This is a genomic window from Pseudomonas sp. NPDC089569 (assembly GCF_050280625.1).
Taxonomy (GTDB): Bacteria; Pseudomonadota; Gammaproteobacteria; order Pseudomonadales; family Pseudomonadaceae; genus Aquipseudomonas.
The window spans coordinates 1-24,940 of record NZ_JBNNVQ010000087.1; the positions used below are offsets into that span (position 1 = coordinate 1).

23 protein-coding genes and 1 pseudogene are annotated in these 24,940 nt (G+C 60.7%); 11 read left to right on the top strand and 13 right to left on the bottom strand.

The features are described 5' to 3' along the window. The 6 genes and pseudogenes from ACQKP2_RS24785 to ACQKP2_RS24810 form a co-directional block, all read right to left on the bottom strand. Window positions 1-808, bottom strand: a pseudogene (locus tag ACQKP2_RS24785) (hypothetical protein); the annotation flags it as partial. A gap of 10 nt (window positions 809-818) precedes the next feature. Further along, on the bottom strand, window positions 819-1,649 hold the full coding sequence (locus tag ACQKP2_RS24790) for a DUF2797 domain-containing protein (RefSeq protein WP_427580294.1): 831 nt from the start codon (window positions 1,647-1,649) through the stop codon (window positions 819-821). After that, entirely contained in the window at window positions 1,646-1,906 is a 261-nt protein-coding gene (locus ACQKP2_RS24795) for a YeaC family protein (RefSeq protein ID WP_427580296.1), read from the bottom strand. Before ACQKP2_RS24795 ends, ACQKP2_RS24790 begins: the two co-directional genes overlap by 4 nt. Before the next feature lie 34 nt (window positions 1,907-1,940). Continuing rightward, window positions 1,941-2,810 carry a rhomboid family intramembrane serine protease gene (locus ACQKP2_RS24800; protein ID WP_427580298.1) on the bottom strand — a complete coding sequence of 290 codons (870 nt, stop codon included), beginning with the start codon at window positions 2,808-2,810 and terminating at the stop codon, window positions 1,941-1,943. Continuing rightward, the gene (locus tag ACQKP2_RS24805) at window positions 2,807-3,778 is read right to left on the bottom strand and encodes a metallophosphoesterase (RefSeq protein ID WP_427580299.1); all 972 of its coding nucleotides are present in this window, start codon (window positions 3,776-3,778) and stop codon (window positions 2,807-2,809) included. The genes ACQKP2_RS24800 and ACQKP2_RS24805 overlap by 4 nt, the downstream gene beginning before the upstream one ends. After that, a complete protein-coding gene (locus ACQKP2_RS24810) occupies window positions 3,778-4,668 on the bottom strand; it encodes an NAD(+) kinase (RefSeq protein ID WP_065261120.1) in 891 nt (296 codons plus the stop codon). Before ACQKP2_RS24810 ends, ACQKP2_RS24805 begins: the two co-directional genes overlap by 1 nt. A 112-nt stretch (window positions 4,669-4,780) precedes the next feature. Here ACQKP2_RS24810 and ACQKP2_RS24815 point away from each other — a divergent pair, with 112 nt between their 5' ends. Beyond that, window positions 4,781-5,731, top strand: coding sequence for a DUF1853 family protein (locus ACQKP2_RS24815; RefSeq protein WP_427580301.1), 951 nt, complete (start codon window positions 4,781-4,783; stop codon window positions 5,729-5,731). Between the two features lie 99 nt (window positions 5,732-5,830). Here the strand turns inward: ACQKP2_RS24815 and ACQKP2_RS24820 are convergent, their stop codons facing one another. After that, window positions 5,831-6,934, bottom strand: coding sequence for a DUF2855 family protein (locus tag ACQKP2_RS24820; RefSeq protein ID WP_427580303.1), 1,104 nt, complete (start codon window positions 6,932-6,934; stop codon window positions 5,831-5,833). A gap of 53 nt (window positions 6,935-6,987) precedes the next feature. Between ACQKP2_RS24820 and ACQKP2_RS24825 the strand changes: the two genes are divergently transcribed. Continuing rightward, window positions 6,988-7,647 (top strand): TetR/AcrR family transcriptional regulator, encoded by a 660-nt coding sequence (locus ACQKP2_RS24825; protein ID WP_427580304.1) that lies wholly within the window; start codon window positions 6,988-6,990, stop codon window positions 7,645-7,647. Between the two features lie 23 nt (window positions 7,648-7,670). On the opposite strand, the gene ACQKP2_RS24830 is transcribed toward ACQKP2_RS24825, so the two are convergent. Beyond that, a complete protein-coding gene (locus ACQKP2_RS24830) occupies window positions 7,671-8,231 on the bottom strand; it encodes an NADPH-dependent FMN reductase (protein ID WP_427580306.1) in 561 nt (186 codons plus the stop codon). 175 nt (window positions 8,232-8,406) lie between these two features. On the opposite strand from ACQKP2_RS24830, the gene ACQKP2_RS24835 reads away from it, so the two are divergent. Together ACQKP2_RS24835 and ACQKP2_RS24840 are read left to right on the top strand one after the other, a co-directional pair. Further along, complete coding sequence (locus ACQKP2_RS24835) at window positions 8,407-8,643, top strand: hypothetical protein (RefSeq protein WP_427580308.1); 237 nt, start codon at window positions 8,407-8,409, stop codon at window positions 8,641-8,643. Window positions 8,644-8,731: 88 nt separating this feature from the next. Next, window positions 8,732-9,625, top strand: coding sequence for a LysR substrate-binding domain-containing protein (locus ACQKP2_RS24840; protein WP_427580309.1), 894 nt, complete (start codon window positions 8,732-8,734; stop codon window positions 9,623-9,625). On the opposite strand, the gene ACQKP2_RS24845 is transcribed toward ACQKP2_RS24840, so the two are convergent. The 5 genes from ACQKP2_RS24845 to ACQKP2_RS24865 all read right to left on the bottom strand — a co-directional run bounded on the left by ACQKP2_RS24845 (window position 9,591) and on the right by ACQKP2_RS24865 (window position 14,840). Further along, on the bottom strand, window positions 9,591-10,205 hold the full coding sequence (locus ACQKP2_RS24845; RefSeq protein WP_427580311.1) for a GNAT family N-acetyltransferase: 615 nt from the start codon (window positions 10,203-10,205) through the stop codon (window positions 9,591-9,593). The two genes, ACQKP2_RS24840 and ACQKP2_RS24845, sit on opposite strands and share 35 nt — an antisense overlap. 14 nt (window positions 10,206-10,219) lie before the next feature. Then, window positions 10,220-12,475, bottom strand: a complete 2,256-nt coding sequence (locus ACQKP2_RS24850; protein ID WP_427580312.1) for an Orn/Lys/Arg decarboxylase N-terminal domain-containing protein — start codon at window positions 12,473-12,475, stop codon at window positions 10,220-10,222. A gap of 135 nt (window positions 12,476-12,610) precedes the next feature. Continuing rightward, window positions 12,611-13,369 (bottom strand): DNA polymerase III subunit epsilon, encoded by a 759-nt coding sequence (gene dnaQ / locus ACQKP2_RS24855; RefSeq protein ID WP_427580314.1) that lies wholly within the window; start codon window positions 13,367-13,369, stop codon window positions 12,611-12,613. Between the two features lie 165 nt (window positions 13,370-13,534). Next, on the bottom strand, window positions 13,535-13,987 hold the full coding sequence (gene rnhA, locus ACQKP2_RS24860; RefSeq protein WP_427580315.1) for a ribonuclease HI: 453 nt from the start codon (window positions 13,985-13,987) through the stop codon (window positions 13,535-13,537). Between the two features lie 94 nt (window positions 13,988-14,081). Beyond that, a complete protein-coding gene (locus ACQKP2_RS24865) occupies window positions 14,082-14,840 on the bottom strand; it encodes a methyltransferase domain-containing protein (RefSeq protein ID WP_427580316.1) in 759 nt (252 codons plus the stop codon). A 65-nt stretch (window positions 14,841-14,905) separates the two neighbouring features. On the opposite strand from ACQKP2_RS24865, the gene gloB reads away from it, so the two are divergent. The 7 genes from gloB to ACQKP2_RS24900 form a co-directional block, all read left to right on the top strand. Further along, the gene (gene gloB, locus ACQKP2_RS24870) at window positions 14,906-15,673 is read left to right on the top strand and encodes a hydroxyacylglutathione hydrolase (protein ID WP_427580318.1); all 768 of its coding nucleotides are present in this window, start codon (window positions 14,906-14,908) and stop codon (window positions 15,671-15,673) included. Window positions 15,674-15,772: 99 nt separating this feature from the next. Continuing rightward, a complete protein-coding gene (locus ACQKP2_RS24875) occupies window positions 15,773-17,215 on the top strand; it encodes a transglycosylase SLT domain-containing protein (RefSeq protein ID WP_427580319.1) in 1,443 nt (480 codons plus the stop codon). Between the two features lie 307 nt (window positions 17,216-17,522). Continuing rightward, window positions 17,523-19,337, top strand: a complete 1,815-nt coding sequence (locus tag ACQKP2_RS24880; RefSeq protein WP_427580327.1) for an extracellular solute-binding protein — start codon at window positions 17,523-17,525, stop codon at window positions 19,335-19,337. After that, window positions 19,334-21,175 carry an extracellular solute-binding protein gene (locus tag ACQKP2_RS24885; RefSeq protein WP_427580321.1) on the top strand — a complete coding sequence of 614 codons (1,842 nt, stop codon included), beginning with the start codon at window positions 19,334-19,336 and terminating at the stop codon, window positions 21,173-21,175. Before ACQKP2_RS24880 ends, ACQKP2_RS24885 begins: the two co-directional genes overlap by 4 nt. A 4-nt stretch (window positions 21,176-21,179) precedes the next feature. Then, on the top strand, window positions 21,180-22,253 hold the full coding sequence (locus tag ACQKP2_RS24890) for a microcin C ABC transporter permease YejB (protein WP_427580322.1): 1,074 nt from the start codon (window positions 21,180-21,182) through the stop codon (window positions 22,251-22,253). A 1-nt stretch (window position 22,254) separates the two neighbouring features. Beyond that, a complete protein-coding gene (locus tag ACQKP2_RS24895) occupies window positions 22,255-23,274 on the top strand; it encodes an ABC transporter permease (protein WP_427580324.1) in 1,020 nt (339 codons plus the stop codon). A gap of 1 nt (window position 23,275) precedes the next feature. After that, the coding region (locus tag ACQKP2_RS24900; protein ID WP_427580325.1) for an ABC transporter ATP-binding protein at window positions 23,276-24,940 on the top strand (1,665 nt) is incomplete at its 3' end.

Below are 24,940 nucleotides of genomic sequence, written 5' to 3' on the forward strand. Positions count from 1 at the left end.
GGATTTTCTTGCCGGCCTTGTTGGCATGGTCGAGCAACAGCACCTTGCGTCCGCGACCGGCGGCAGTCAGTGCACACATCAACCCTGCGGCGCTCTTCTTCAGGCTGTTCATGGCGTGCTGGCACTTGTCGATGTTTTCCGGCTCGACGTAGATGCGCAGCGCCACGGTGCGCTCGGTCATGGTGGTGAACGTGTCTTCCACGCACCACAGGTCACCGGCCACCAGCGCGAACAGGTACGCCGGCTTCTTGAACGGGTCTTCCCAGGTCGCCCAGTGCCGGCCGTCCTCGCCCGGACCGCTGGCCACCGGGTTGCCGTTGGACAGCAACACCGGATAGCTGTGCTGCTCGGCGACCACGGTGGTGGTGAACGTGCTCATCACGTCCGGACGGTCGAGGTAATAGGTGATCTTGCGGAAGCCTTCGGCCTCGCACTGGGTACAGAACATCGTGCCGGATTTGTACAGGCCTTCCAGCGCGGTGTTGGTTTCGGGGTGAATACGCACACTGGTATCGACCGTGAACGTGGTACTGGTCGGGTGCAGCGTCAGGTGGTTCTCGGTCAGTTGATAGTCCGCGCTGGAGAGCTCGCGGTCGGCCAGGGTGACCGACAGCAGATCCAGTTGCTGGCCGTCCAGTACCAGCGGCGGCAGGCCCGGCCCACGCTCGGGGTTGCGGCGCATCACCAGTTGCGCATGGACCAGGCTGTGGTCCTCGAACAACTCGAAGGTCAGGTGTGTTTCGTCGATCAGGTACTCGGGGGCCTGATAGTCCTTGAGGTAAATCATCTTCGGTTGTTCGGTGCGCATGCTGGAGTCCTTACTGATGCACGGCGAGCTGGTAGGCCGTGTATTTACGAATATTGATCACGCCGGTATCGAAGATCAGGTACTGGCCCTTGATCCCCGTCAACGTGCCCTCGGCAATCGGCTGCTTGTCCAGGTTGAAGCTGACAATCTTGCCCGGGTACTGCTCGACCGGGTAACGGATCTCGAGCGGCTCGACATCGGTCACGGGCTGGATCGCCTGCAACCCGAATCGCTCCTGCAACGCGAGTAGCCCGTCGGCGCAGCTGTCGAACAACCGGTCGCGAACCTGTGCCAGGTCCACCGGCGCCGCATCGCCCTTGAGCAAGGCGCGCCAATTGGTCTTGTCGGCGACCTGACTGCGCAGCAGGTCTTCGACGAAGCCTGACTGCTGACGCGTGGCGACGCGCATGATCGGCAGCGCCTGACTGGCACCCTGATCGATCCAGCGGGTCGGCAGCTGGGTGGCGCGGGTGATCCCGACCTTCACCCCAGACGAATTCGAAAGGTAGACGATGTGATCGGTCATGCAGAACTTCTGCCCCCACTCCGGCTCGCGGCAGGTGCCGGCGTCGAAGTGACAGCGCTCCGGGCTCATGATGCACACATCACATTGGGCCAGCTTGGTCATGCACGGGTAGCAGTAACCCTGGCTGAAACTGGTCTTGGTCTTGCGCCCGCAATGGATGCAATGGATCGCACCCAGGTATTCCAGACGAACCCTGGTGCCGATCAACGGATTGACCGGAACCTCGACGTCGCCAAGACGAAAGGCATATTGCACGTTCGACCCGTCAAGGCGCGCCGACATTTTGCTGATTGCACCGCGGCCAATCTCGATCAATGGATGGCATCCGACTTGAACAGGATATTGGGTACTTCGATCGACTTGGAGCTGCATTCCTGTGGCCCCATGTAGCCCGTACGCTCTTCCTCGGGCAGGTTCTGGATTTCCCAGGCGATCATCGCTTGCAGCGACAGCTCGCGTTGTTCGGCGGTGAGCTTGCCACCGTCGGACCATTTGCCGATTTCCACGGCCAGTTTCAGGCTCCGGTAGATATCCGGGGTGATGTTCTTGATCATTTCGTTAAAAGAGGACATTGAATCTCCGTGTTCTGGATATTTCATGACGATTTCAGGCGGCCAGTTTACGGCGGTTGTACAAACCACCCAACAATCCGGTCAGGCATCCGACGAGCAGCCCGCTGACATGGGCCGCGTTGGCAACTTCACCGAAGCCGATCAGCGAAATCACGCCCGTGAGGCACACCAGCAACCAGATCAGCATCATCGCCAGCACGCCCCGAGGCAGGCGATAGGCCGCGCTCGGTGACAACAACTGGAAGATCCAGCAGTGTCCCAGCAGGCCGTACAGCACCCCGGACAATCCACCGAACAGGCTCGGGCCGCTGAATAGATATTGGGTGTAGTTGGACGCCAGGCTGAACAGCAAGGTCAGGCCGAGCAGGTTGATGCTGCCTTGACGCGATTCGATGCGGCGCCCCAGCTCCCAGTACCACATGCCGTTCATGGTCAGGTGCAGGACGCCGAAGTGAATCAGCATCGGTGTCACCAGGCGCCACCACTGCCCTGCCGCCAGGCTGTCGGCCAGGGGGGTGAAATGGATGTAGTCGCCGACGACGCGAAAATCGAGAAAGGTCAACCAGCGCAGGGTGGCGAAGTTGTCACCCAGCAGGGTCAGCGCGCCCACCAGCAGGCTCAGCACCAGCACGGCCGCGGTTGCCCTGGCGTGGCGGACCTGCTCGGCCAGGCTTGGCCGGCGAACCGTGCGTGCCACTGGAACCTCCAGCAACTGGTCGGGATCGCCGGCCGGATAACGCTCATACAGGGCGCGCACGTCTTCACTGATGTTGTGCGGCACCCACAGCACCTGCTCGCCCGCTTCTTCGCTGACACGGTGCGGCACCTGCATGCGCTGCAGCAACTTGACGAAACCGCTCAAATCCACCGCCAGAGGAAGGCGCAATACCGCCACGGCCGTCATTGCAGCACCTCCGGCCGTTCGACATCGACCCAGACGAATTTATGGGGGTCGAGGCGCGTTTCCTGGTCCAGGCGATAGGCGACCAGTTTTCCGTAGAGCACGGCGCTGTAATCCAGGCAGGCGAGGTTCGGACGGATGGGGGCCGGTCTGCCGCTGCGCCAGTAATGGCCAACGAACAGCAGCGGCTCATCGATGCCATAGCGCAACAGCATGTCTTTCTCGGTGGAGGTCAACGGCGTACGAGCGACCGGATCGGGCAGTGCATCGGGCTGGAACACGATGTCGCCATAGGTTTGCGGATCGTCTTCCCAGAACTTGGTGCGAAAGAACGAACGGGTCAGGCCATCGCCGCTGGTCATGGTCATGCCATGGGGCAGGCGCATGTCGGTACCGCGCAGCAGGCGGTCGAACACGGTGCAGGCGAAACTGCCGGACATGGCCGACGCCTGGAGGAAATGTTCATCGACGCAACCATCGGGAAACAGTGCCCGCAGCGGTTGGATCAGGCCGGCGTCCCAACAGGCATGCACCACCCGGAAGCGCCCGGCATCGACGAACAGCGGCAGTTCATAGAACCACTGCTGGAAGTCATGCCAGTCCGCCGGATGGTTTTCGAACTGAGTCAGGGTTTCATGCAGCAGTCGGGCATGGCGCGGCGTGTGTTCACGCACGAATTGCTTGCCGCTGCCGGGCAGCGCCGGTGTGGCCCAACCCAATGCGTTGAACTCATGGTTACCCATGATGCACAGCGCCTGGCCGGCCTCGACCATGTCGTGGACGATGTGCAGGGCCTGACGAATCCGCGGACCGCGGTCGATGATGTCACCCACGAACACGGCCATGCGCGAGGCATGGTGCCAGACGCCACCTTGTTTGCGATAACCGAGCCGGTCAAGCAAATGCTCAAGGGTCAGAGCGCATCCGTGCACGTCACCGATCAGGTCGTAGCTACGCGCGGGATCGAGCATCAGTCGCCTCCACCACCCAACCGGCTGCCCCAGCCGAGCTTGGTCCGGCAAACCTCGTAGTAGTTGTGGTCAAGCGGGTGGATCAGCCGCAACTTCTGGGCCTTTTTACTGACGGTGATGGTATCGCCGGGCGCGCAGGTAAAGTGGTTCTGCCCGTCACACGAAACTTGCGGATAAATCTGCATATCTTTGGACACGACTATCTTGAGCTCACTGTTGCCATCGACCACGATCGGCCTGCCCGACAAGGTATGGGGGTACATCGGCACGATAACAATGGCGTCGAGCTTGGGGTGCATGATCGGGCCACCCGCCGAAAGCGCGTAGGCCGTGGAGCCGGTGGGCGTGGCGACGATCAGGCCGTCGGCCTTCTGGCTGCAGACAAACTGGCCGTCGATGTACAACTCGAACTCGATCATCCGCGTGGATTTGCCGGGATGCAGCACCACGTCGTTCAACGCATCGCCCTGGCCGATGGCCTCGGCATGGCGGCGCACTTCGGCTTGCAACAGAAAACGGTTCTCGACCAGGTAATGACCGTCGAGCACCTCGGCAACCTTGATTTCCAGCTCATCGGGGCGGATATCGGTCAGAAACCCCAGGCTGCCACGGTTGATGCCCAGAACCGGAATATTGTGCCGTGCCAGCGCCCGTGCCGCGCCCAGCAGGCTGCCATCACCGCCGACCACAATCACCATGTCACAGACTTCACCGAGCATCTTGCGCGAGGAGGTTTGCAGGCCATGGCCCGGCAGGACTTCGGCGATGGTGTCTTCGAGGATCACATGCAGGTGACGATCGAGCAGAAACCGTTTCAGCCGGCGGACGGTATCCAGCACCTGAGAACTGCCCAGGCGACCGATGATGCCGATATTGCGAAATTGCTCCATGGGGTCCCTAAGCTCTGCGGCGGCCAAAAGCACGATTATGGGCGAAAGCTGGGGATAGACAAAATCCTTTCAGCGACAAGGATGTACTCCTGTTTGAGGCTATGCTCGCAAGATGATCCTATTTCCAGATTTGCTGCAGTTGCCCCATCAGTTGCGTCACCCTGAAGTGCGCGATCTGGCATGGGTCATCCTGGCACCGCCCATGCTCGCCGACACGCCGTGGCCGCAACGCCATCCATTGGCCGGCAGCGACTGGGTGCAGGCACCGGAACGGCTGGAGCGCTGGTTGCGCCGCTTGGACCACGACAGCTACGGGCTCCTGCACTGGCTGGCCCAGGCCCGCACCCGGCGCCTGGGTCTCTACTATGAGCGCCTGTGGCAATTTGCAGTGCAACAGGCGCCCGGCATCGAACTGCTTGCCGCCAACATGCCTATCCGCCGTGAAGGCCATACACTGGGCGAGCTGGACATGTTGTTGCGTGATCGCGACGGCGTGCATCACCTGGAGCTGGCAATCAAGCTCTATCTGGGCCCGCAGCGTGGCGACGGCCAGGACACCGCGCAATGGCTCGGTCCGGGCTGCCACGATCGGCTGGACCGCAAACTGACGCACCTGAGTCAGCATCAACTGCCGATTTCCGCACGCCCGGAAAGCCGTGAAGTGCTGGCCGAGCTGGGCATTCGCCAATTCAGCGCGCATTTGTGGCTGGGCGGTTATTTGCTGTATCCGTGGCCGGGTCAGGCGGCATCGCCACTGGGCGTGCATCCACAGCACCTGCGCGGTCGCTGGCTGCACCAGCGGGACTGGGCGCAATTCGTCGCGCAAAGCCCCTCCGGTCGCTGGCAACCCCTGCCCCGCCACGCCTGGCTGGCGCCGGCACATTACCCCGCCGGGCAAACCTGGAGTACCGAACAGTTGAATGCTTGGCTTGACGATCTGCCCTCAGTCGCACCTGCGCAATTGCTGGTGCGGCTGACGGAAAATGCCCATGGCGATTGGGAAGAAGCCGAACGGCTGTTTCTGGTGGCTGATCTCTGGCCGAATGTACCGGGGCAAGACTGATCTTGAGCGGTGGCCGCTTGCCCCCACAGAGAGAGCAGCCTATCGCCCTGGAAAGCAGGAATGACAGCCGGCCACCGGGTTACTGCAGAGGCAGACGCCTCACAAGCGGATCACATGCCCTTCAGCAGGCGCGATACGCCCGTGAAACAGGCGTGAAACCACCTCCTGCGCAGCCTCGAAACCATGGCTTTCCACAACATCCAGCAAGGCTTTTTCACGGCTCGCCATTTTCCGGAAAAACGCCAGCAGCCCCTCTCCTATGTGCTGACTCACGCCTTCAGGCCCCCAATCGGCGTTGCGCTTGCGGATCTGCACCGGTGCAAAAAAGAACACAGGCAGCGGCCCCTCGATGGCTGTCAATCGTGCTTCGTGGGTGCTTTGTGCCGATCCGGCAAAACAGCTGTAGATCAAATTTCCGGAAAAATGCTGGTGCACCCGGTCGCGTAATTCCAGATCGCCGGAAAAATCCACATAGAGGGTTGGACGATCGTTGGCCAGGCTCGCCAGCTCTTCGTAGGCCACCGTTTGTTCATAACAATCGAGGCTGCGGACAAACGCCTGGTTGCCGGCCGACGTCAGCGCCACACGCTCCAGAGCCGGGTGCTTGCCAAGGCAGACCGCCGTGCCGAAGGCGGTTTTGCTCGAAGCACTGGAGAAAACCAGGCGTGTCGCACCGAAAAACTGCTTGTCCTGGAGGAAGTCGGCGAGCATGGAAGATGTCAGGAACAGCGGTTTGAGCAATATCTGCAGGTTTTCGGTTTCGGGGCTGTAGTACGCATCCCAGCTGCAACGAGTGTATTGGTTGTAGGCCGAAGTCAAGCCGATACGGTGCTCGGCGCCATCGTAGAAACCACGCTCGGTGACACGCTCCGGGCGCATCCAGAGGTGGCTGGCAATCGGGAAGTAGCCGTAGAAGCGCTCTCCCACCTTGATACCCGGAACCTGCGAAGAAACCACATCGGCAAACCCCCAGGCCGGGATATGACCCCATTCGGCCAGTCCGGTAGGAAAGAACCCCCAATAGTTCATCGAATTGCCGTAGGCGGCATAGGTAATGTTGTTGGTGGTCAGTGCACATCGCTCGATTTTCACGATCACCTCGCCAGCGGCCGCCACCAGGCTGCGTTGTTCTTGCTCCACTCGCCCCTGATCAAGAGCGTTTTTACGGGTAATCAGCCGTGTTACCGTGCTCATGCTTTGCATCCTTCAATCTCCTGCTGCTTCAGTGGCGGGTAACAACAGAGTAGTGGCTGGCGATGAAGAGCGGGTTCGGAAACAGCAAGGGCGGATTGCCCACCCTCAATGCCCGTGCAAAACCGCTGAAACGGCCGACCCAGGCGCGGGCAATCTTTACCGTCGAGGCGATTTACCAGGCTTTTGTTCGGATTTGGATGCGAGACGGTTGGTCGGGACTGACCACCCGCGAGGTGGCGCTGGAGGCAGGCGTTGCCATCGGCACGCTGTACGACTATTTCCCAAGCAAGGAAGCGCTACTGTCCGGTTACATACGCCATCGACTGGACGTGTTTTTCAAAGAGATCGATGAATCGGTCATCCAGCCTGCCGACCTGGACTGGTCCACCCGGGTCGGGCGTCTTGTCAGGCTGACCTGCAATCCCGACGACGCCAGCCAACCGCTGTTCTGCCACGCGGTATCGCTTATCGAACACCAGATCGCCGAACCCAAGCATCATCGAAGAGTGTTTGAAGAGCTGACCGGCAAATGGCGCGAAGCCTTCTCTTCGTGTACCGACCTGCCTGCACAACCGTCGCAGGCAACCATCGATGCCTGGGTCATCATGGCCTGGGGTGGCCGTCGCTATTGCGTCACTGCGCAGCCAACAGCAGCGCAAACCGCTGCCTGGCTGTCGGAAATGGAGTCGACTATCTGTCGTCACCTGGCCGGCGCTTCGTAGGCCGCAGCGCCGGCCAATGATCATCACTCCTTCTTGTGTTGCGCCACCCACTGTCCATAGGCATCGATGAAGCTTTGCAGGAACGGCTTGACCGACTCCGAAAGCCTGCCCGCCTCATCGAAGGCCGAGCCCGCGCCCCCCAGATAAGCCTCCGGCTGCTGCATCATCGGCACGTTGAGAAACACCATGGACTGGCGCAAGTGATGGTTGGCGCCAAAACCACCAATCGCACCCGGCGAAACACTGATCACCGCACCGGGCTTGCCGCTCCAGGCGCTTTTACCGTACGGGCGAGACCCCACGTCGATGGCATTTTTCAGCGGTGCCGGCACCGAGCGGTTGTATTCCGGGGTCACAAACAGCACTGCGTCGGATGAACGCACCTGCTGGCGGAAAGTGCTGTAGGCTGCCGGCGGCGACGCACCATCGATGTCTTCGTTATAAAGCGGCAGGTCGCCGATTTCGACAATCCTGAGATTGAGATGGGCGGGAGCCAGGTCGACCAGGGCCAGGGCGACCTTGCGGTTGATCGAATCCTTTCTCAGGCTGCCGACCAGGACGGCGATCGAATAGACGTTGCTCATGGAAGATTCTCGACTGTCCGAAGGAAAGAGCTTGTAGTTATAGATGAGGTTTCAGGCACAGGGCGACTGAAAACGCCGTCCCGGATTATTTTTTTCCTGTAGGAAAACTTACCGAGCTCAGTCGCGGTCTATCCCACCGCAAATTGAGTGATTTATCTCCAGAGGTTCTAAGCAGATGGCAGCAGTATTCGTCCGTCAGTTCCATGCAAGAGACGCGGAAGGCCGCATTTATCCCGTCCACGAGTTTCAGGAATTCCCACTGTCGGCGGACGGCTCGACAGGCTCGACGCCGGTGATCACCTACAAGCTGGCCATTGGCGATCGCGTGAACAAGCTCGATGAAAACGCCTTTCAACTGGTGCAATCCGGCATCACCCTGACCCGTGAGCCGGAAACGAACGTCGTTTCATAACTCGACGTTATGAGCGTAAGTCATATGCGCGGACTTGGGTTAGGATTCAGGCACTGACTCCTTCTCCTGCTGAACATGGACTTCACGCATGCGTTTACGCCATATCGAAGTGATCCAGGCGCTCCTGCAGACCGGTCACCTGGGCACCGCCGCCGAATGGCTGCAGCTGCCGGTGACCGAAGTCGAACGCATTCTGCGCGAGGCCGAGGATCAGATGGGGTTCATGCTGTTCTCCAGCGTGCGCGGACGCTTGCAGGCGACCCGTGAGGCGCGGGAGTTGCAGGTCGAAATCTGCCGCGTCTACGATGCGCTCGAACCGGTGCAACGCCTGGCCAGCAGCCTGCGACAATACCTGGCCCCGCCGTTACGCATCATTTGCACCCCGCCCCTGGCCCAGCAGTTGCTGCCGCAAAGTATCGCGGCATTGCGCAGGCGCCTGCCTGACGTCCCTTGCACCCTGTTGAGCCAACCCACCCGTGAGATTGTCAGAAGCCTTCTGCTGCGCGAGAGCGACCTTGGCCTGAGCCTGCATGATCCTGATCGCAGCGACATTCATTGCCAGCCGATTGCCCAAGGCAAACTGCAACTGCTTGCTCCCCATGGCTGGCTGCAACCGAAACAGAAGTACATCTCTCTTCAGGACCTGGCCGGCCAGGCAATGGTCGGCCTGGAGGGTCATGACCCGCTGAGCCCGGCCCTGGAGCACAAACTGCATGCCTTGCGTCCGGCGCCGGTGATTCAGACACGGGTTCAGACACACCAGATGATGCGCAGTATGGTCGAGGCCGGTGAGGGCCTGGCCATCGTCGACCCTTTCACGGCCCAGGGTGCCAAGGCCGCCGGGCTCGACAGCTGCCCGCTGGCGCCTGCCGTCCCGGTCAGCGTCTATGCCCTGAGCCTGAAGAACGGCGAGCCCTCGCCTGCCGCGCAGAGCCTGCTGGGGATCATCACGGAACAAGCCGCGGCGATGCTGGGGAGCTGATCGGATTTTCCAGCGGATTGTCGAACATCCGATACCAGAACACGGCCACCTCAGCCGTATTGGGGTCGATCCCCCGATAGCGCATATGGTCGATGCCACCGACCACATAACCGCAACGCTCATATAACCGGCAAGCGCCCAGGTTGTTGTTCTGGGTTTCGAGCATGATGCCGGGCAGTTTCTTCTTGCGGCTCCAGAACTGCGCCACATCCAGCAACGCTCTGGCTACGCCATGACGCCTGGCCGGGGCATGGACTGCCAGTTCATCGATATGGGCAAAGCCGTTCCAGTTGGTGCTGATCACCAGATGCCCTACCGGCTCGCCATCGAGCCAGGCCATGAAAATCGCACTGTCGACCCTGTCGCGAAAGCTGCTGAATTCTTCGGGATCGATGCCATAGCATTTGCGATAGGGCACGATCGGCGTCACCGGCCACTGGTCGACCGGCCGGCCTATTTGCGGCGCGCCGTAGGCGGCGACTTCAAAACTGAAATCACTGCGCCAGATGTAGGCGGCAAAGCCTTCGTCGGCCACACGTACCGACAATCCCGGGTGATGCGGGTTCTTGACCGGTTCCATACAGGTAGAGCTCCTCATTCCTTGATGCAATCGACTGTGTAGTGCCGTCCATTACCCTCGTCTTCGTGCTGCAAGCCATGCACATCGGCGACGAACCCCGGAAAACTGCTATCAAAGGTACGGGCGAATGCCAGGTAGTCGATGATCGAGCGGGTCGCCTGGGTAAAACGCTCGCCGGGCATGATCAGCGGAATTCCCGGCGGATACGGCACCAGCATCACCGCGGCGATTCGTCCCTCCAGGGCATCGATCGATACCGCTTCGACTTCACCGCGCACCAATTGGTCGTACGCATCGGCCGGTTTCATGGCGATTTCAGGCAGCACCGTGTACATGCGCTTGAGGTGCTTGGCCGTGGCGTTGCTGCGATAACAGGCGTGCAACTGGTCACACAGGTCGCGCAACCCCATGCCCTGATAGCGTGCAGGGTGCTGTTGCGCCACACAAGGCAGGCAGGTTGCCAGACTGACGTTGGCGTCGTAGCTGCGCTTGAATTCCAGCAGTTCGGTGAGCAGCGTGCTCCATTTACCCTTGGTGATGCCCATGGAAAACAGGACGAGAAACGAATACAAACCGGTCTTTTCCACCACAAGCCCACGCTCCCAGAGGAACTTGCTGACCACAGCCGCCGGAATACCCCGCTCGCTGAGCGCACCGCCCGCGGTCAGGCCCGGCATCACCAGCGTCACCTTGATCGGATCGAGCAGCACGTAATCGTCGGCGACGTCGCCAAAGCCATGCCAGTCGTCCGCCGGTTGCAACAGCCAGTCACGGGTCACCACCCGGTCGATGCCTTCGACCGTCGGCGGCTGCCAGATGGAAAACCACCAATCGTCGGCGGCAATGTGCTGACGCAGATTGGCCAGCGCCCGGCGAAAACTCAGGGCCTCATCGAACATTTCCTGCAACAGCGAACATCCTGCGCCACCTTCCATCATGGCCGAAGCCACATCCAGCGACGCAATGATGCCGTACTGCGGCGACGTGGAGATGTGCATCATGAAAGCTTCGTTGAATCGGTCACGGTCCAGTTGCCGCGCACCACCGTCCTGCACATGAATCATCGACGCCTGGCTGAACGCCGCCAGCAGCTTGTGGGTGGAGTGGGTAGTGAATACCAACGGGCTGTGTTCGCTACGGGAAGTGCCCATGCCGTAACGCCCGGCGAAAAACTCGTGAAACGCCGCGTAGGCGTACCAGGCTTCATCGAAGTGCAGCACTTCGACACTGTTGCCCAGTTGCTGCTTGATCAGTTCGGCGTTGTAACAGAGGCCGTCGTACGTCGAATTGGTGACCACGGCCAATTTGACTCTGGGCGCCATGCCCTGGGTCAGCGGGCTGGCATCGATCTTGGCCCTGATCGACGCCGGACTGAACTCGCTCAGCGGAATCGGGCCGATGATGCCCAGCTCGTTGCGCTCCGGACACAGGTACAAGGGGATGGCGCCGGTCATGATGATCGAATGCAATACCGACTTGTGGCAGTTGCGATCCACCAGCACCAGGTCATTGCGCGCGACCATCGAGTGCCAGACGATCTTGTTGGCGGTTGAGGTGCCGTTGATCACAAAAAAGGTGTGATCGGCGCCGAAGTTGCGAGCGGCACGGGCTTCGGCTTCGGCCAGCGGTCCGGTGTGGTCCAGCAGCGAGCCCAGCTCCGGCACCGATACCGACAAATCCGAACGCAGGGTGTTTTCCCCGAAAAACTGATGGAAGGCCTGCCCCACGGGACTCTTGTGATACGCCACACCCCCGCCATGCCCGGGGGTGTGCCAGGAATAATTGGAGTCGGCGGTATGCTGCACCAGCGCCTTGAAAAACGGCGGCAGCAAGCCGTCCAGGTACTTGCGCGCCGCTCGCGCCACCTGCCGCGCCAGAAACGGCACGGTATCTTCGAACAGGTAGAGTATCCCGCGCAGTTGATTGAGTTCGGCCATGGCGTCGGCCGGCGCATTTTCCAGGGTCACTTGCTCACCCAGCGCAAAGATCGGCAAGTCCGGCGCACGGACTCGTGCCAGTCCGATCAACTCGGCCATGTTCTGCAATAAATGAGCGTGGCCGCTGGCGTCTTCCGCCGCGATCAACATGCAGGAAAGGCCGTGGTGAGTCGAAGCGACCAGGCGCCCCTCGGCGTAATCCATGGCCGAGACGATACTGAATCCTTCCTGCTCCAGCTCCCGGGCAATCCCCCGCACGCGGTCGCCGGCGACCGTATCGGCCTTGATGTCGCGATGGACGATCAGGACCGGGAATCTCAGATCTTTATACATGACGCTCAGTGTCCTGAGGCGGCAGGCCGGAACCTGCCAATCACCTCAGGGTAGAGCGTTGCAGCGGATGTGGCGAGCACCGTGCCCCAAAACGGGTCGACAGGCGCATGTGCAGGATGTGACGGTTGACGCGCCTCAGGCCTGAGCCTGCGCTTCGGCCAACTGCACCCACAGCGCCGGCCCGCCTGCGGATTTACTGATGATTTGCAGGCGTGCCGCGTGCTGGGCCAGCTCTTCTTCCGTGGCACGAAGGATGCGCCCCGGCTGGCGGTCGGCGGGCAGCCTGCGAATTTCGGAAGCCTGACTGCCCGAACCGTCACCGGTACCGCTTCCATCCGACGCGTTGCCAGCCAGGGACAGGCTGGTCTGGCCGCCGGTCATGGCCAGGTAGACGTCGGCGAGAATCTCGGAGTCGAGCAAGGCGCCGTGCAGTTCACGGCCGGAGTTGTCGACACCATAGCGCTTGCACAGGGCGTCGAGGCTGTTGCGCTGACCCGGGTGACGTTCCCGGGCCATGATCAGCGTATCGAGGATCGAGCAGTGTTGCGTGATGTCCGCGCGATCGTGCTGCCCCATCAGGGCAAATTCGTTGTTGATGAAACCAACGTCGAACGCCGCGTTGTGGATGATCAGTTGCGCGCCCTGGATGAACTCGAAGAACTCTTGAGCCACCTCGGCAAAACGCGGCTTGCCCACCAGGAACTCGTTGGTGATGCCGTGTACGCCGATGGCGCCTTCATCGCTTTCACGATCCGGCTGCAAATAAACGTGAAAATGCCGGCCGGTCAGGCGTCGCCCCATCAGCTCGACACAACCGATTTCGATAATCCGGTGGCCGTCGGTCACCGGCATGCCGGTGGTTTCGGTGTCGAGTACAACGGATCTGGTGGCCATCAGTGCTCAGCTCTCAATCGGTCAATCGTGTAAAAAAGGGGGCGATACTAACATGCTCGCCGGGGTCTTCAGGTAGATCGTGCCCACACCGGTCAGAAGTGAAAGACCTGTGGGAGCGAGCCTGCTCGCGAAGGCAGCAACACGGTTACAGGCTCAGGCAGAAAATCAGGCCTGCCTGATCCCGCGCACTTCGTCCACGCCCCGGTTGGCCAACTGGTCGGCCCGTTCGTTGCCGTGGTGACCGATGTGCCCGCGTACCCACTTCCAGGTGACGTTGTGGCGATTGACCTGCTCGTCGAGCATCTTCCACAGGTCGGCATTCTTGACGGGTTCTTTGGCGGCGGTTTTCCAGCCACGCTTTTTCCAGTTGGCCATCCACTCGTTGATGCCTTTCATCACATACTGGGAGTCGGTCACCAGCAATACGTCACAGGGACGCTTGAGCTCCTCCAGGCCACGGATCGCCCCCATCAACTCCATGCGGTTGTTGGTGGTGTTGGCCTCGCCCCCCCAGAGTTCCTTTTCAACCCCTTTGTACACCAGCAACGCGCCCCAGCCGCCTGGGCCGGGATTGCCTTTGCAGGCGCCATCGGTGAACAGTTCTACGCTATCGCTCATGCCAGTCTTTCCGGAAGTTGCGGTGGCCTGCCGATCGGAAATCGACAACGCCCGGGGCCGGGGGCAGCCCCGGCCGCAAATATGAAGTGAAGTATCAGGGTTCGATACGGCGGCGGTTGACCTTGGCCATTGGCAACGGGATCAACTTGCCCATCGGTTCGCGGCGCTCCTGACGGACGGGACGCAGGCCCACCACGATCTTGCGCGCGACCAGTAGATAAAAGCCGCCACCGGCCAGTTGCCATTGACCGGCCATGCTTTCCCAACCGGCCAGACGGGCCTGCCAGGCGGGAGAAGCCAGGGGCGGACGATAGCATCCGAAGCGGCGTTTCTCCAGCGCGAAGCCCAGCAGGTTCAACCAGTCCGCCACTCGCGACGGCGAAATGCAACGGGCCTTGCGCAGCGCATCGTGGGCAAATACATGACGCAAGCCCCAACTGCTCCAGGGGTTGATCCCGATGATCAAGAGATGCCCGCCAGGCCGCACACTGCTGGCCGCTTCACGCAGAAGCCCATGAGGGGACAGGCAAAAGTCCAGTCCGTGCTGCAGCACCACGACATCGGCGGCATGTTCGCTCAATGGCCAGGCCTGCTCTTCACAGACTATTTCGACACCCGGCAAGGGGGCGCCCAGGCGCACATTGCGCTGGACCTGCGGTGCCGACGGCGGTGTCTGGGCCGACGGGCCGTAATGCACCAGGTAGCCGCCGAAAAAACGGCCCAGCTCCTCTTCGAGCATGCGCCGCTCTTCATCCAGCAAAAACTGCCCGAGCGGGCCGGACAGCCACTCGCGGGCCGCGCTGATCAACGTCAGCCAGTCAGGGTCGGCCTGAGCGAACGCTTTATCGGTCATTGCATTCTCCAACGCACCAGGAAGCTCTAAGATGCGCCATTGTTTTCCGCTTGGCGAATTCGACCATGATACAGATCACTGCCCTGCCCGCCTTCACCGACAACTACATCTGGTTGTTGCAAGACACCGACAGCCGACGCTGCGCCGTGGTCGATCCGGGCGACTGCGCGCCGGTGCAGGCCTGGCTCGCGGCGAATCCGGGCTGGGTGTTGAGCGATATTCTGATCACTCACCATCATCATGACCACGTCGGCGGCGTCCAACTGCTGAAGAAAGCGACGGACGCAAAGGTCTACGGTCCGGCCAGCGAAACCATTCCGGCCCGGGACGTGGCGCTTCGGGACAACGATCGCATCACCGTACTGGGTCATGAATTTGCCGTCATCGCCGTGCCCGGCCATACCCTTGGGCACATTGCCTACTATCACCGCGGCTGGCTGTTTTGTGGCGACACCCTCTTCGCCGCCGGTTGCGGGCGCCTGTTCGAGGGAACGCCCGGGCAGATGCATGCCTCGCTGTCTCGCCTGGCGGCCCTGCCCGGGGATACGCAGGTCTACTGCACCCACGAGTACACCCTGAGCAATTTGCGCTTTGCCGCCGCCGTCGAACCGCAAAACCCCGACGTCCTCGACCGACTGGCCACTGTCACCGGCCAACGGGAGGCAGGGATCATTACGCTGCCCTCCACACTGGACCTTGAAAAACGCACAAACCCGTTTCTACGTACCGGTGAAACATCTGTTAAACAAAAAGCGGACGAACGGACCGGCACCGATAACTCCAAGCCCGATATGGTTTTTGCTGCGCTGAGGGCGTGGAAAGACACGTTCTAAACCGCCCGCTTGACGGCTGGTAAATGCCCGAAGGTTGACCGCGTGGGGTGCGCTTTCTAGAATCGCCCGACATTTTTGCCCGGAACTAACGTTCAGCCAATGTCGTCACCTATTCGCAATGCCATCAGTTCGGACGCCTTGACCCGCCTGGCACAAGCCATAGCGGTGGTCGTGTCCGCGACATTGGCGGGCTGTTCCAGCCATGTGCCGCAAACCGATGCGGCACACACTTCGAATATTGCCGCGCGTGCCAAGCAGAAGCCTGTGTGGCTCAGTGAAAAGCCGAGCCCGCAGATTCCGCAAGACGTCTGGGAACGTATGCGCCAGGGCTTCCAGTTGCAGGATGGCCTGGGCGTCAACCCGCGTATCGAGCAACAACGCCTGTGGTTCGCCAGCAACCCCTCCTTCCTCGAAAACGCCGGGGAACGTGGCAGCCTGTACATTCACTACATCGTCGAGCGCCTCGAAGAACGCAACATGCCGCTGGAGCTGGCACTGCTGCCGGTCATCGAAAGCGCCTACAACCCGATGGCCTATTCCCGGGCTGACGCGGTTGGACTCTGGCAGTTCATTCCGTCCACCGGCCGCTACTTCAACCTGCGCCAGACCCGCTTCTATGATGGCCGTCGCGACATCACCGCCTCGACCACCGCGGCAATGGACTACCTGACCCGCCTGCACGACATGTTCAACGGTGACTGGTTGCTGGCGCTGGCCGCTTACAACGCCGGCGAAGGCACGGTCAGCCGGGCCATCGAGCGTAACGAAAAGCTTGGCCTGCCAACCGACTACTGGAACCTGCCGCTGCCCGCCGAAACCCAGGCCTATGTCCCCAAGTTGCTGGCACTCTCGCAAGTGGTCATGGCGCCGGAAGCCTATGGCGTGAACCTCAACCCGATCGCCAACGAACCGTATTTCAAGGTCGTCGAGATCAACCAGCGCATGGACCTGTCCAAGGTTGCCGCGGTGGCCAATATCGACGAAGACGAGCTGTTCCAGCTCAACCCGGCCTTCAAGCAACGCACCACCATCGACGGCCCCCAGCATTTGCTGGTGCCGACTTCCAAGGCGCAACTGCTGACCACCAGTCTGCAGACCATGCGCCCGGAAGAGCTGATCAGCAAGAAACCGCTCAAGCCGGTATTCGAAGGCGCCGACCGTACGGAAGTCGCCAGCGTCAAGCGCAACTACCGGGTCAAGCGCGGCGACAGCCTGGGCTCCATCGCCAAGGCCAACGATGTCGATATCAAGGACCTGCAACGCTGGAACAAGCTGTCCGGCAAGAAACTCAAGGTCGGGCAGACCCTGGTCATGCAGGACACCAGCAAGCGCAGCCCGGGACGCATCAACACCGTGGTCGCAGCCAACTCCGGGACCAAGTCGAAAAAACCACAGACGCAATACAAGGTTCAGCAAGGCGACTCGCTGGCCATCGTCGCCAAGCGCTTCAACGTCGAGATGCAACATCTCAAGCGCTGGAACCCGCGTGTCGGCCAGGCACTCAAACCCGGTCAGATGCTGACGGTCTCGAACCCGCACTAAACAATGAGCCCCTGAATCCAGGGGCTTTTTTATTGCCTGTGCAATGCTGGAAATGCGCAAATGCCGTGGCACGACCTGCTTCGGGCGGTGTTCCGACGATAGCGGCGTATCAGCCAACATGGATGCTGAATTTGCCGCCCCATCGCGAGCAGGCTCGCGCCTGTAAAGACTGCGGTGTTCAATACGGGAACGACCGGCCTGACGCATCGGGCTCTTGTCTTTTTCCTGCCCAGACAAGCTGTTACTGTACGGATCACTAAGCCCAAGCCGCCTGGATCGGATTTCTTACTTGAAGCGTCCCCTCCTCCTGCTCCTGATCAGCCTGGCCTTGAGCTCCACCGCAAGCGCGACGATCAGCGAAAGCCACGGTTATGCGCAGTTCGGCACACTCAAGTACCCGGCCAGATTCACCCACTTCGACTGGGTCAACCCGCAAGCGCCCAAGGGCGGAACGTTGCGGGTGATGGCGTTTGGCACGTTCGATACGCTCAACCCCTACACCTTCAAGGGCACCAGCCCGGTCACCACGCCGAACTTCCTGCAATACGGCATCAATGAGCTCAACGAGCCACTGATGGTGGGCACAGGGCTGTACGCGCCGTCCGGCGACGAGCCGACCTCCAGTTATGGCCTGATCGCCCAATCGGTGGAGTACAGCGAAGACCGCAGCTGGGTCGTGTTCAATCTGCGCCCCGAAGCGCGGTTCCACGACGGCACGCCGATCACCGCCCATGACGTGGCATTTTCCTACCGCTTGCTGCTCAAGGAAGGACATCCTCAGTACCGTACCAACCTGCAGGAAGTGGCACGGGTCGACATTCTCACACCCCAGCGAATCCGCTTCGTGTTCAAGCGCGCCGGCAATCCATTGCTGATCCTGCGTCTGGGGGAGCTACCGGTACTGCCGCAACATTACTGGAAAGGCCGCGACTTCAAGGCCACGACCTTCGAACCACCACTGGGCAGCGGCCCGTATCGCATCACCTCGGTGACGCCTGGGCGACAGATCGTGTTCGAACGCGTCAAGGATTATTGGGGCAAGGACTTGCCGGTCAATCGCGGCAAGTACAATTTCGACCGCATGGAAGTCGAGTTCTACCGCGACAGCGACGTGGCGTTCGAAGCGTTCAAGGCCGGCGAGTTCGATATCTATATCGAGCACCAGGCGAAAAACTGGGTCACCGGCTATGGCTTTCCGGCCATACGCCGGGGCGAAGTCATCAAGGCGCAGATGCCGCACCAGATACCGACCCAGAGTCAGGGTCTGTTCATGAACAGCCGTCGTGCGACCCTATCCCAGGTCAAAGTGCGTGAAGCGCTGGGGCTGATGTTCGACTTTGAGTGGACCAACCGCACACTGTTCGATAACGCCTACCAACGCGCCATGAGCTACTACCCCAACAGCGAATTCTCCGCCACCGGCCTGCCGGTCGGTCAAGAATGGCTGTTGCTCAAACCCTGGCGTGAGCAATTGCCTGCCAGGCTGTTCACCGAGCCGTTCACCCTGCCGCAGACCCAGGGGCGCGGGATTCCCCGCGATACCCTGCGCAAGGCACTGGGCCTGCTCGCCGAAGCGGGCTGGAAACTCAACGGCCAACGCCTGCAGAACGCCGCCGGTCAACCGTTGCACCTGGAAATCCTGCTGGTCAATCCAAACCTGGAGCGCATTCTTCAGCCCTACGTCGAGAACCTGGCCAGCATCGGCATCGATGCGCGGTTGCGCACGGTCGATCGCGCTCAATACAAACAGCGCCTCGACCAGTTCGATTTCGACATGATTCTGATGACCCTCAACCAGACCCTGAGTCCTGGCCTTGAGCAGTGGCAGTATTTCCATTCCAGTCAGGCCGCCATCAAGGGCAGCAAGAATTACGCAGGCATTGCCAACCCGGTGGTCGATCAGCTGCTCGATCAACTGTTGGCAGCCAGGACCCGCGACGAACAAGTCGCCGCCGGCAAGGCCCTGGACCGGGTGCTGCTGTGGCAGCACTACATCATTCCCAACTGGTACCTCAATTATCACCGCCTGGCTTACCGCAACCGGTTCGCCTTCGTCACCACGCCGCCCTACACGCTGGGCCTGAGCGCATGGTGGCTGAAATCTTCGGAGAAAGATCGATGAAACCCATCAGCGCCCTGCTCTTGCAGGCCAGCGCCCTGTTGTTCGCCGGACTGGCCTGTGCCGCCCCGCAACATGCCCTGACCCTGTACAACGAACCACCGAAATACCCGGCCGACTTCAAGCACTTCGACTACGTCAACCCGCAGGCGCCCAAGGGCGGTACCTTCCGCCAGGCCGGTTTCGGCGGGTTCGACAGCCTCAACCCGTTCATCAGCAAGGGCGTGTCGGCCAACGATATCGACTTGATCTACGACACCCTGACCCGGCACAGCCTGGATGAGCCCTTTACCGAGTACGGCCTGATCGCCGGCAAGATTGAAAAGGCCCCGAACAACGACTGGGTGCGCTTCTACTTGCGTCCGGAGGCACGTTTCAATGACGGCCATCCGGTCCGCGCCGAAGATGTGGTGTTCAGCTTCCAGACCCTGATCAAGGACGGCGCGCCGATGTACCGTGGCTACTACAGCGACGTCGACGATGTGATCGCGGAAGACCCGCTGACCGTGCTGTTCAAGTTCAAGCATTCGAACAATCGTGAGCTACCCCTGATCCTCGGCCAATTGCCGGTGTTGCCCAAGCACTGGTGGGCGACCCGCGATTTCAACAAGGGCAACCTGGAAATCCCGCTGGGCAGCGGCCCGTACAGGGTCACCGAAGTGAAAGCCGGACGCTCGGTGCGCTACGAGCGGGTCAAGGACTATTGGGCCAAGGACCTGCCGGTCAACCGTGGTTTCTACAACTTCGATGTCATGCTCACCGACTATTACCGCGACAATACCGTGGCCCTGGAGGGTCTCAAGGCCGGACAGTTCGATTACTGGCTGGAAATGACCGCGAAAAACTGGGCCAACGCCTACAACATCCCGGCGGTCACCGAAGGACGCCTGATCAAGGAGCAGATTCCCAACGGCAACCCCACCGGCATGCAAGGCTTCGTGTTCAACCTGCGTCGCCCGGTGTTCCAGGACGTACGCGTGCGCCAGGCCCTGAGCCTGTTACTGGACTTCGAATGGACCAACAAGCAACTGTTCAACAGCGCCTACTCACGCACCCGCAGCTACTTCGAAAACTCGGAAATGGCCGCGACCGGACTGCCCGATACCGATCAGCTGGAGATTCTCGAACCGTTTCGCGGAAAAATTTCCGAGCAAGTGTTCACCGAAGCCTTCCAGAACCCGGTCACCGACGGCAGCGGCATGATCCGCACCCAGCAACGCAAGGCCTGGCAATTGCTGCAAGAGGCCGGTTGGCGCATTGTCGATGACAAGATGGTCGACGCCACCGGCAAGCCGGTGAGCATCGAGTTCCTGCTGGCCCAGACCGAATTCGAACGGGTGCTGTTGCCGTTCAAGCGCAACCTGAGCGACCTGGGCATCGAGCTGGTCATCCGCCGGGTCGATGTGTCGCAATACGTCAACCGTGTACGCTCGCGGGATTTCGACATGATCGTCGGCAGCTTCCCGCAGTCCAATTCACCGGGTAACGAACAGCGTGAGTTCTGGATGACCGCGGCCGCCGACAAACCCGGCAGCCGTAACTCCATGGGCCTGAAAGACCCGGTGGTGGACCAGTTGGTCGAACAACTGATCAACGCCGATTCGCGAAAAAGCCTGGTCGCTCACGCCCGGGCACTGGATCGAGTGCTGCAATGGGGCTATTACGTGATACCCAACTGGCACATCAAAACCTGGCGCGTGGCGTACTGGAACCATATCGGTCATCCGCAGGTCTCGCCCAAATATGACATCGGCACGGCCACCTGGTGGGTCAAGCCCGATGCGAAACCGGCCATAGAGGTCGAAACCAAATTGCAAGCCGACCCTGCGGGCACGGAGTAATCAGATGCTGGCGTATATTTTTCGGCGACTGCTGCTGATCATTCCGACCCTGTTCGGCATCCTGCTGATCAACTTCGTGATCATCCAGGCCGCTCCCGGTGGTCCGGTGGAACAGATGATCGCCAAGCTCGAAGGCTTCGAGGGCGCCACCAGCCGCATCGCCGGCGGCGGTGCGGAAGTATCGGTGGCAGGCTCGTCCTATCGCGGAGCCCAGGGCCTGGACCCTGCACTGATCAAGGAAATCGAGCACATGTACGGCTTCGACAAATCGGCGCCGGAACGCTTGTGGATCATGGTCAAGAACTACGCCAGCCTGGATTTCGGCGACAGCTTTTTCCGCGACGCCAAGGTCATCGACCTGATCAGGGAAAAGATGCCGGTGTCGATCTCCCTGGGGCTGTGGAGCACGCTGATCATGTACCTGGTGTCGATCCCGCTGGGCATTGCCAAGGCCACGCGACACGGCAGCCACTTCGACGTCTGGACCAGTTCGGCGATCATCGTCGGCTATGCCATCCCGGCGTTTCTGTTCGCCATCCTGCTGATTGTGGTGTTTGCCGGCGGCAGCTACCTGGATTGGTTCCCGTTGCGCGGGCTGACTTCGAACAATTTCGACGAACTGAGCATGAGTGGCAAAATCCTCGATTACTTCTGGCACCTGGCACTGCCGGTGACCGCATTGGTGATCGGCAACTTCGCGACCATGACCCTGCTGACCAAAAACAGCTTCCTCGACGAAATCAACAAGCAGTACGTCATCACGGCCAAGGCCAAGGGGCTGACCAATCGCCGGGTGTTGTACGGCCATGTGTTCCGCAACGCCATGTTGCTGGTCATTGCCGGTTTTCCGTCGGCCTTCATCGGCATTTTCTTCACCGGCTCGCTGCTGGTGGAGGTGATTTTCTCCCTCGACGGCCTCGGCCTGATGAGTTTCGAAGCCGCCATCAACCGCGATTACCCGGTGGTGTTCGGCACGCTGTTCATTTTTACCTTGCTGGGGCTGGTGGTGAAATTGATCGGCGACCTGACCTACACCTTCGTCGATCCGCGCATCGACTTTGAAAGCCGGGAGCATTGAGATGAACCTGTCCCCGCTCAATCGCCGACGCCTGGAACTGTTCAAGGCCAACAAGCGTGGCTGGTGGTCGCTGTGGCTGTTTGTGGTGTTGTTCGGCCTGAGCCTGGGTGCCGAACTGATCGCCAACGACAAGCCGCTGGTCGTGCACTACGACAACAACTGGTACTTCCCGGCAGTCAAGCGCTATCCGGAGACCACCTTCGGCGGAGAGTTCCCGCTGGAGGCCAACTACAAGAGCCCGTATATCCGCGAACTGCTCAAGGCAAAGGACGCCTGGGTGTTGTGGGCGCCGATTCCGTTCAGCTACCAGAGCATCAACTACGACCTGAAGGTTCCGGCCCCGGCACCGCCCTCGGCGGACAACCTGCTGGGCACCGATGACCAGGGACGCGACGTCCTGGCACGGGTGATCTACGGCTTCCGTGTCTCGGTATTGTTCGCCCTGACGCTGACCCTGTTCAGCTCGATCATCGGCGTGGTTGCCGGGGCGTTGCAGGGGTTCTACGGTGGCTGGGTCGACCTGGCCGGCCAGCGCTTTCTGGAGATCTGGTCCGGCCTGCCGGTGTTGTACCTGTTGATCATTCTCGCCAGCTTCGTCCAGCCCAATTTCTGGTGGCTGCTGGGCATCATGCTGCTGTTTTCCTGGATGAGCCTGGTGGACGTGGTTCGTGCCGAGTTCCTGCGCGGACGCAACCTTGAATATGTGCGTGCGGCGCGGGCACTGGGCATGCAGAATGGCCCGATCATGTTTCGCCATATCCTTCCCAATGCCATGGTCTCGACCATGACGTTCCTGCCGTTCATCCTGACCGGCGCCATTGGCACCCTGACCGCCCTGGACTTCCTGGGCTTCGGTCTGCCGGCCGGCAGTCCGTCGCTGGGCGAACTGGTCGCACAGGGCAAATCCAACCTGCAGGCCCCCTGGCTGGGCATGAGCGCCTTTGCGGTGCTGGCGCTGATGTTGAGCCTGCTGGTGTTCATCGGCGAGTCCGCTCGCGACGCCTTCGACCCGAGGAAGTGAAATGAATCAGGACAATCTGATCGAAGTGCGCGACCTCGCCGTCGAATTCGTCGTCGGCGAACATCGCCAGCGCGTGGTCGAAAACGTCAGCTTCGATATCAAGCGCGGCGAAACCCTGGCATTGGTGGGCGAAAGCGGCTCCGGCAAATCGGTCACCGCCCACTCGATTCTGCGCCTGTTGCCCTATCCGCTCGCCCGGCACCCATCGGGCACCATCGAATACTCCGGGCAGAACCTGCTGAACCTGAAGGAAAAAACCATCCGCCACATCCGTGGCAACCGGATCGCGATGATCTTCCAGGAGCCGATGACCTCCCTCAATCCCCTGCACTCCATCGAGAAGCAGATCAACGAGGTGCTCGGCATCCACAAGGGCCTGGTCGGCAAGGTGGCGACCAAGCGCACCCTGGAGCTGCTGGAGATGGTCGGCATTCCCGAGCCGCACAAGCGGCTCAAGGCCCTGCCCCATGAGCTGTCCGGCGGCCAGCGCCAGCGGGTCATGATCGCCATGGCCCTGGCCAACGAGCCGGAACTGCTGATTGCAGACGAGCCGACCACGGCACTGGACGTGACCGTTCAGCTGAAAATCCTCGAATTGCTCAAGCAATTGCAGGCCCGACTGGGCATGGCGCTGCTACTGATCAGTCACGATTTGAACCTTGTACGAAGAATTGCGCATCGAGTATGTGTCATGCAGCGCGGTTGCATCGTCGAACAGGCATCGTGCGAAGAGCTGTTCCGCGCGCCGCAGCATCCGTACACTCGGGTTCTGCTGGCAGCGGAGCCCGGTGGGGCGCCGGCGGGCAACGTAATCGGCCCGCCATTGCTGGCGGTACAGGACCTGAAAGTCTGGTTCCCGATCAAGAAAGGCCTGCTCAAGCGCACGGTGGATTACGTCAAGGCGGTTGACGGTATCAATTTCAGCCTGCCCCAGGGCCAGACCCTGGGCATCGTGGGCGAAAGCGGTTCCGGCAAATCGACGCTGGGTCTGGCGATCCTGCGCCTGATTGGCAGCCAGGGCGTCATACGTTTTGAAGGCAAGCAGCTAGACTGCCTGACGCAACAACAGGTCAGGCCGTTGCGCCGGGAAATGCAGGTGGTGTTTCAGGACCCGTTCGGCAGCCTGAGCCCAAGGATGTGCGTCAGCCAGATCGTTGGCGAAGGCCTGCGGATACACAAGATCGGCACCGAGGCCGAACAGGAACAAGCGATTATTGCAGCACTCAGGGAGGTAGGCCTGGATCCGGAAACCCGGCACCGCTACCCCCACGAATTTTCCGGAGGGCAACGGCAGAGAATCGCCATTGCCCGGGCATTGGTGCTAAAACCGGCGTTGATTCTACTGGACGAACCGACTTCGGCCCTCGACCGGACCGTTCAACGCCAAGTGGTGGAGCTACTGCGTTCACTGCAACACAAGTACAACCTGACGTATCTGTTCATCAGCCATGACCTGGCTGTCGTCAAGGCGCTGAGCCACCAGTTGATGGTGGTCAAGCATGGCCAAGTGGTCGAACAGGGAGACGCGCAAAGCATTTTTGCCGCCCCCCAACATCCGTATACACAGCAGTTGCTGGAAGCCGAACAGGACACGTTGCTCAGCGATCTGGATGTGATCCTGATGCGCAAGGATCCTCCGTTCGACATGGAGTTCGTCTATTCGACC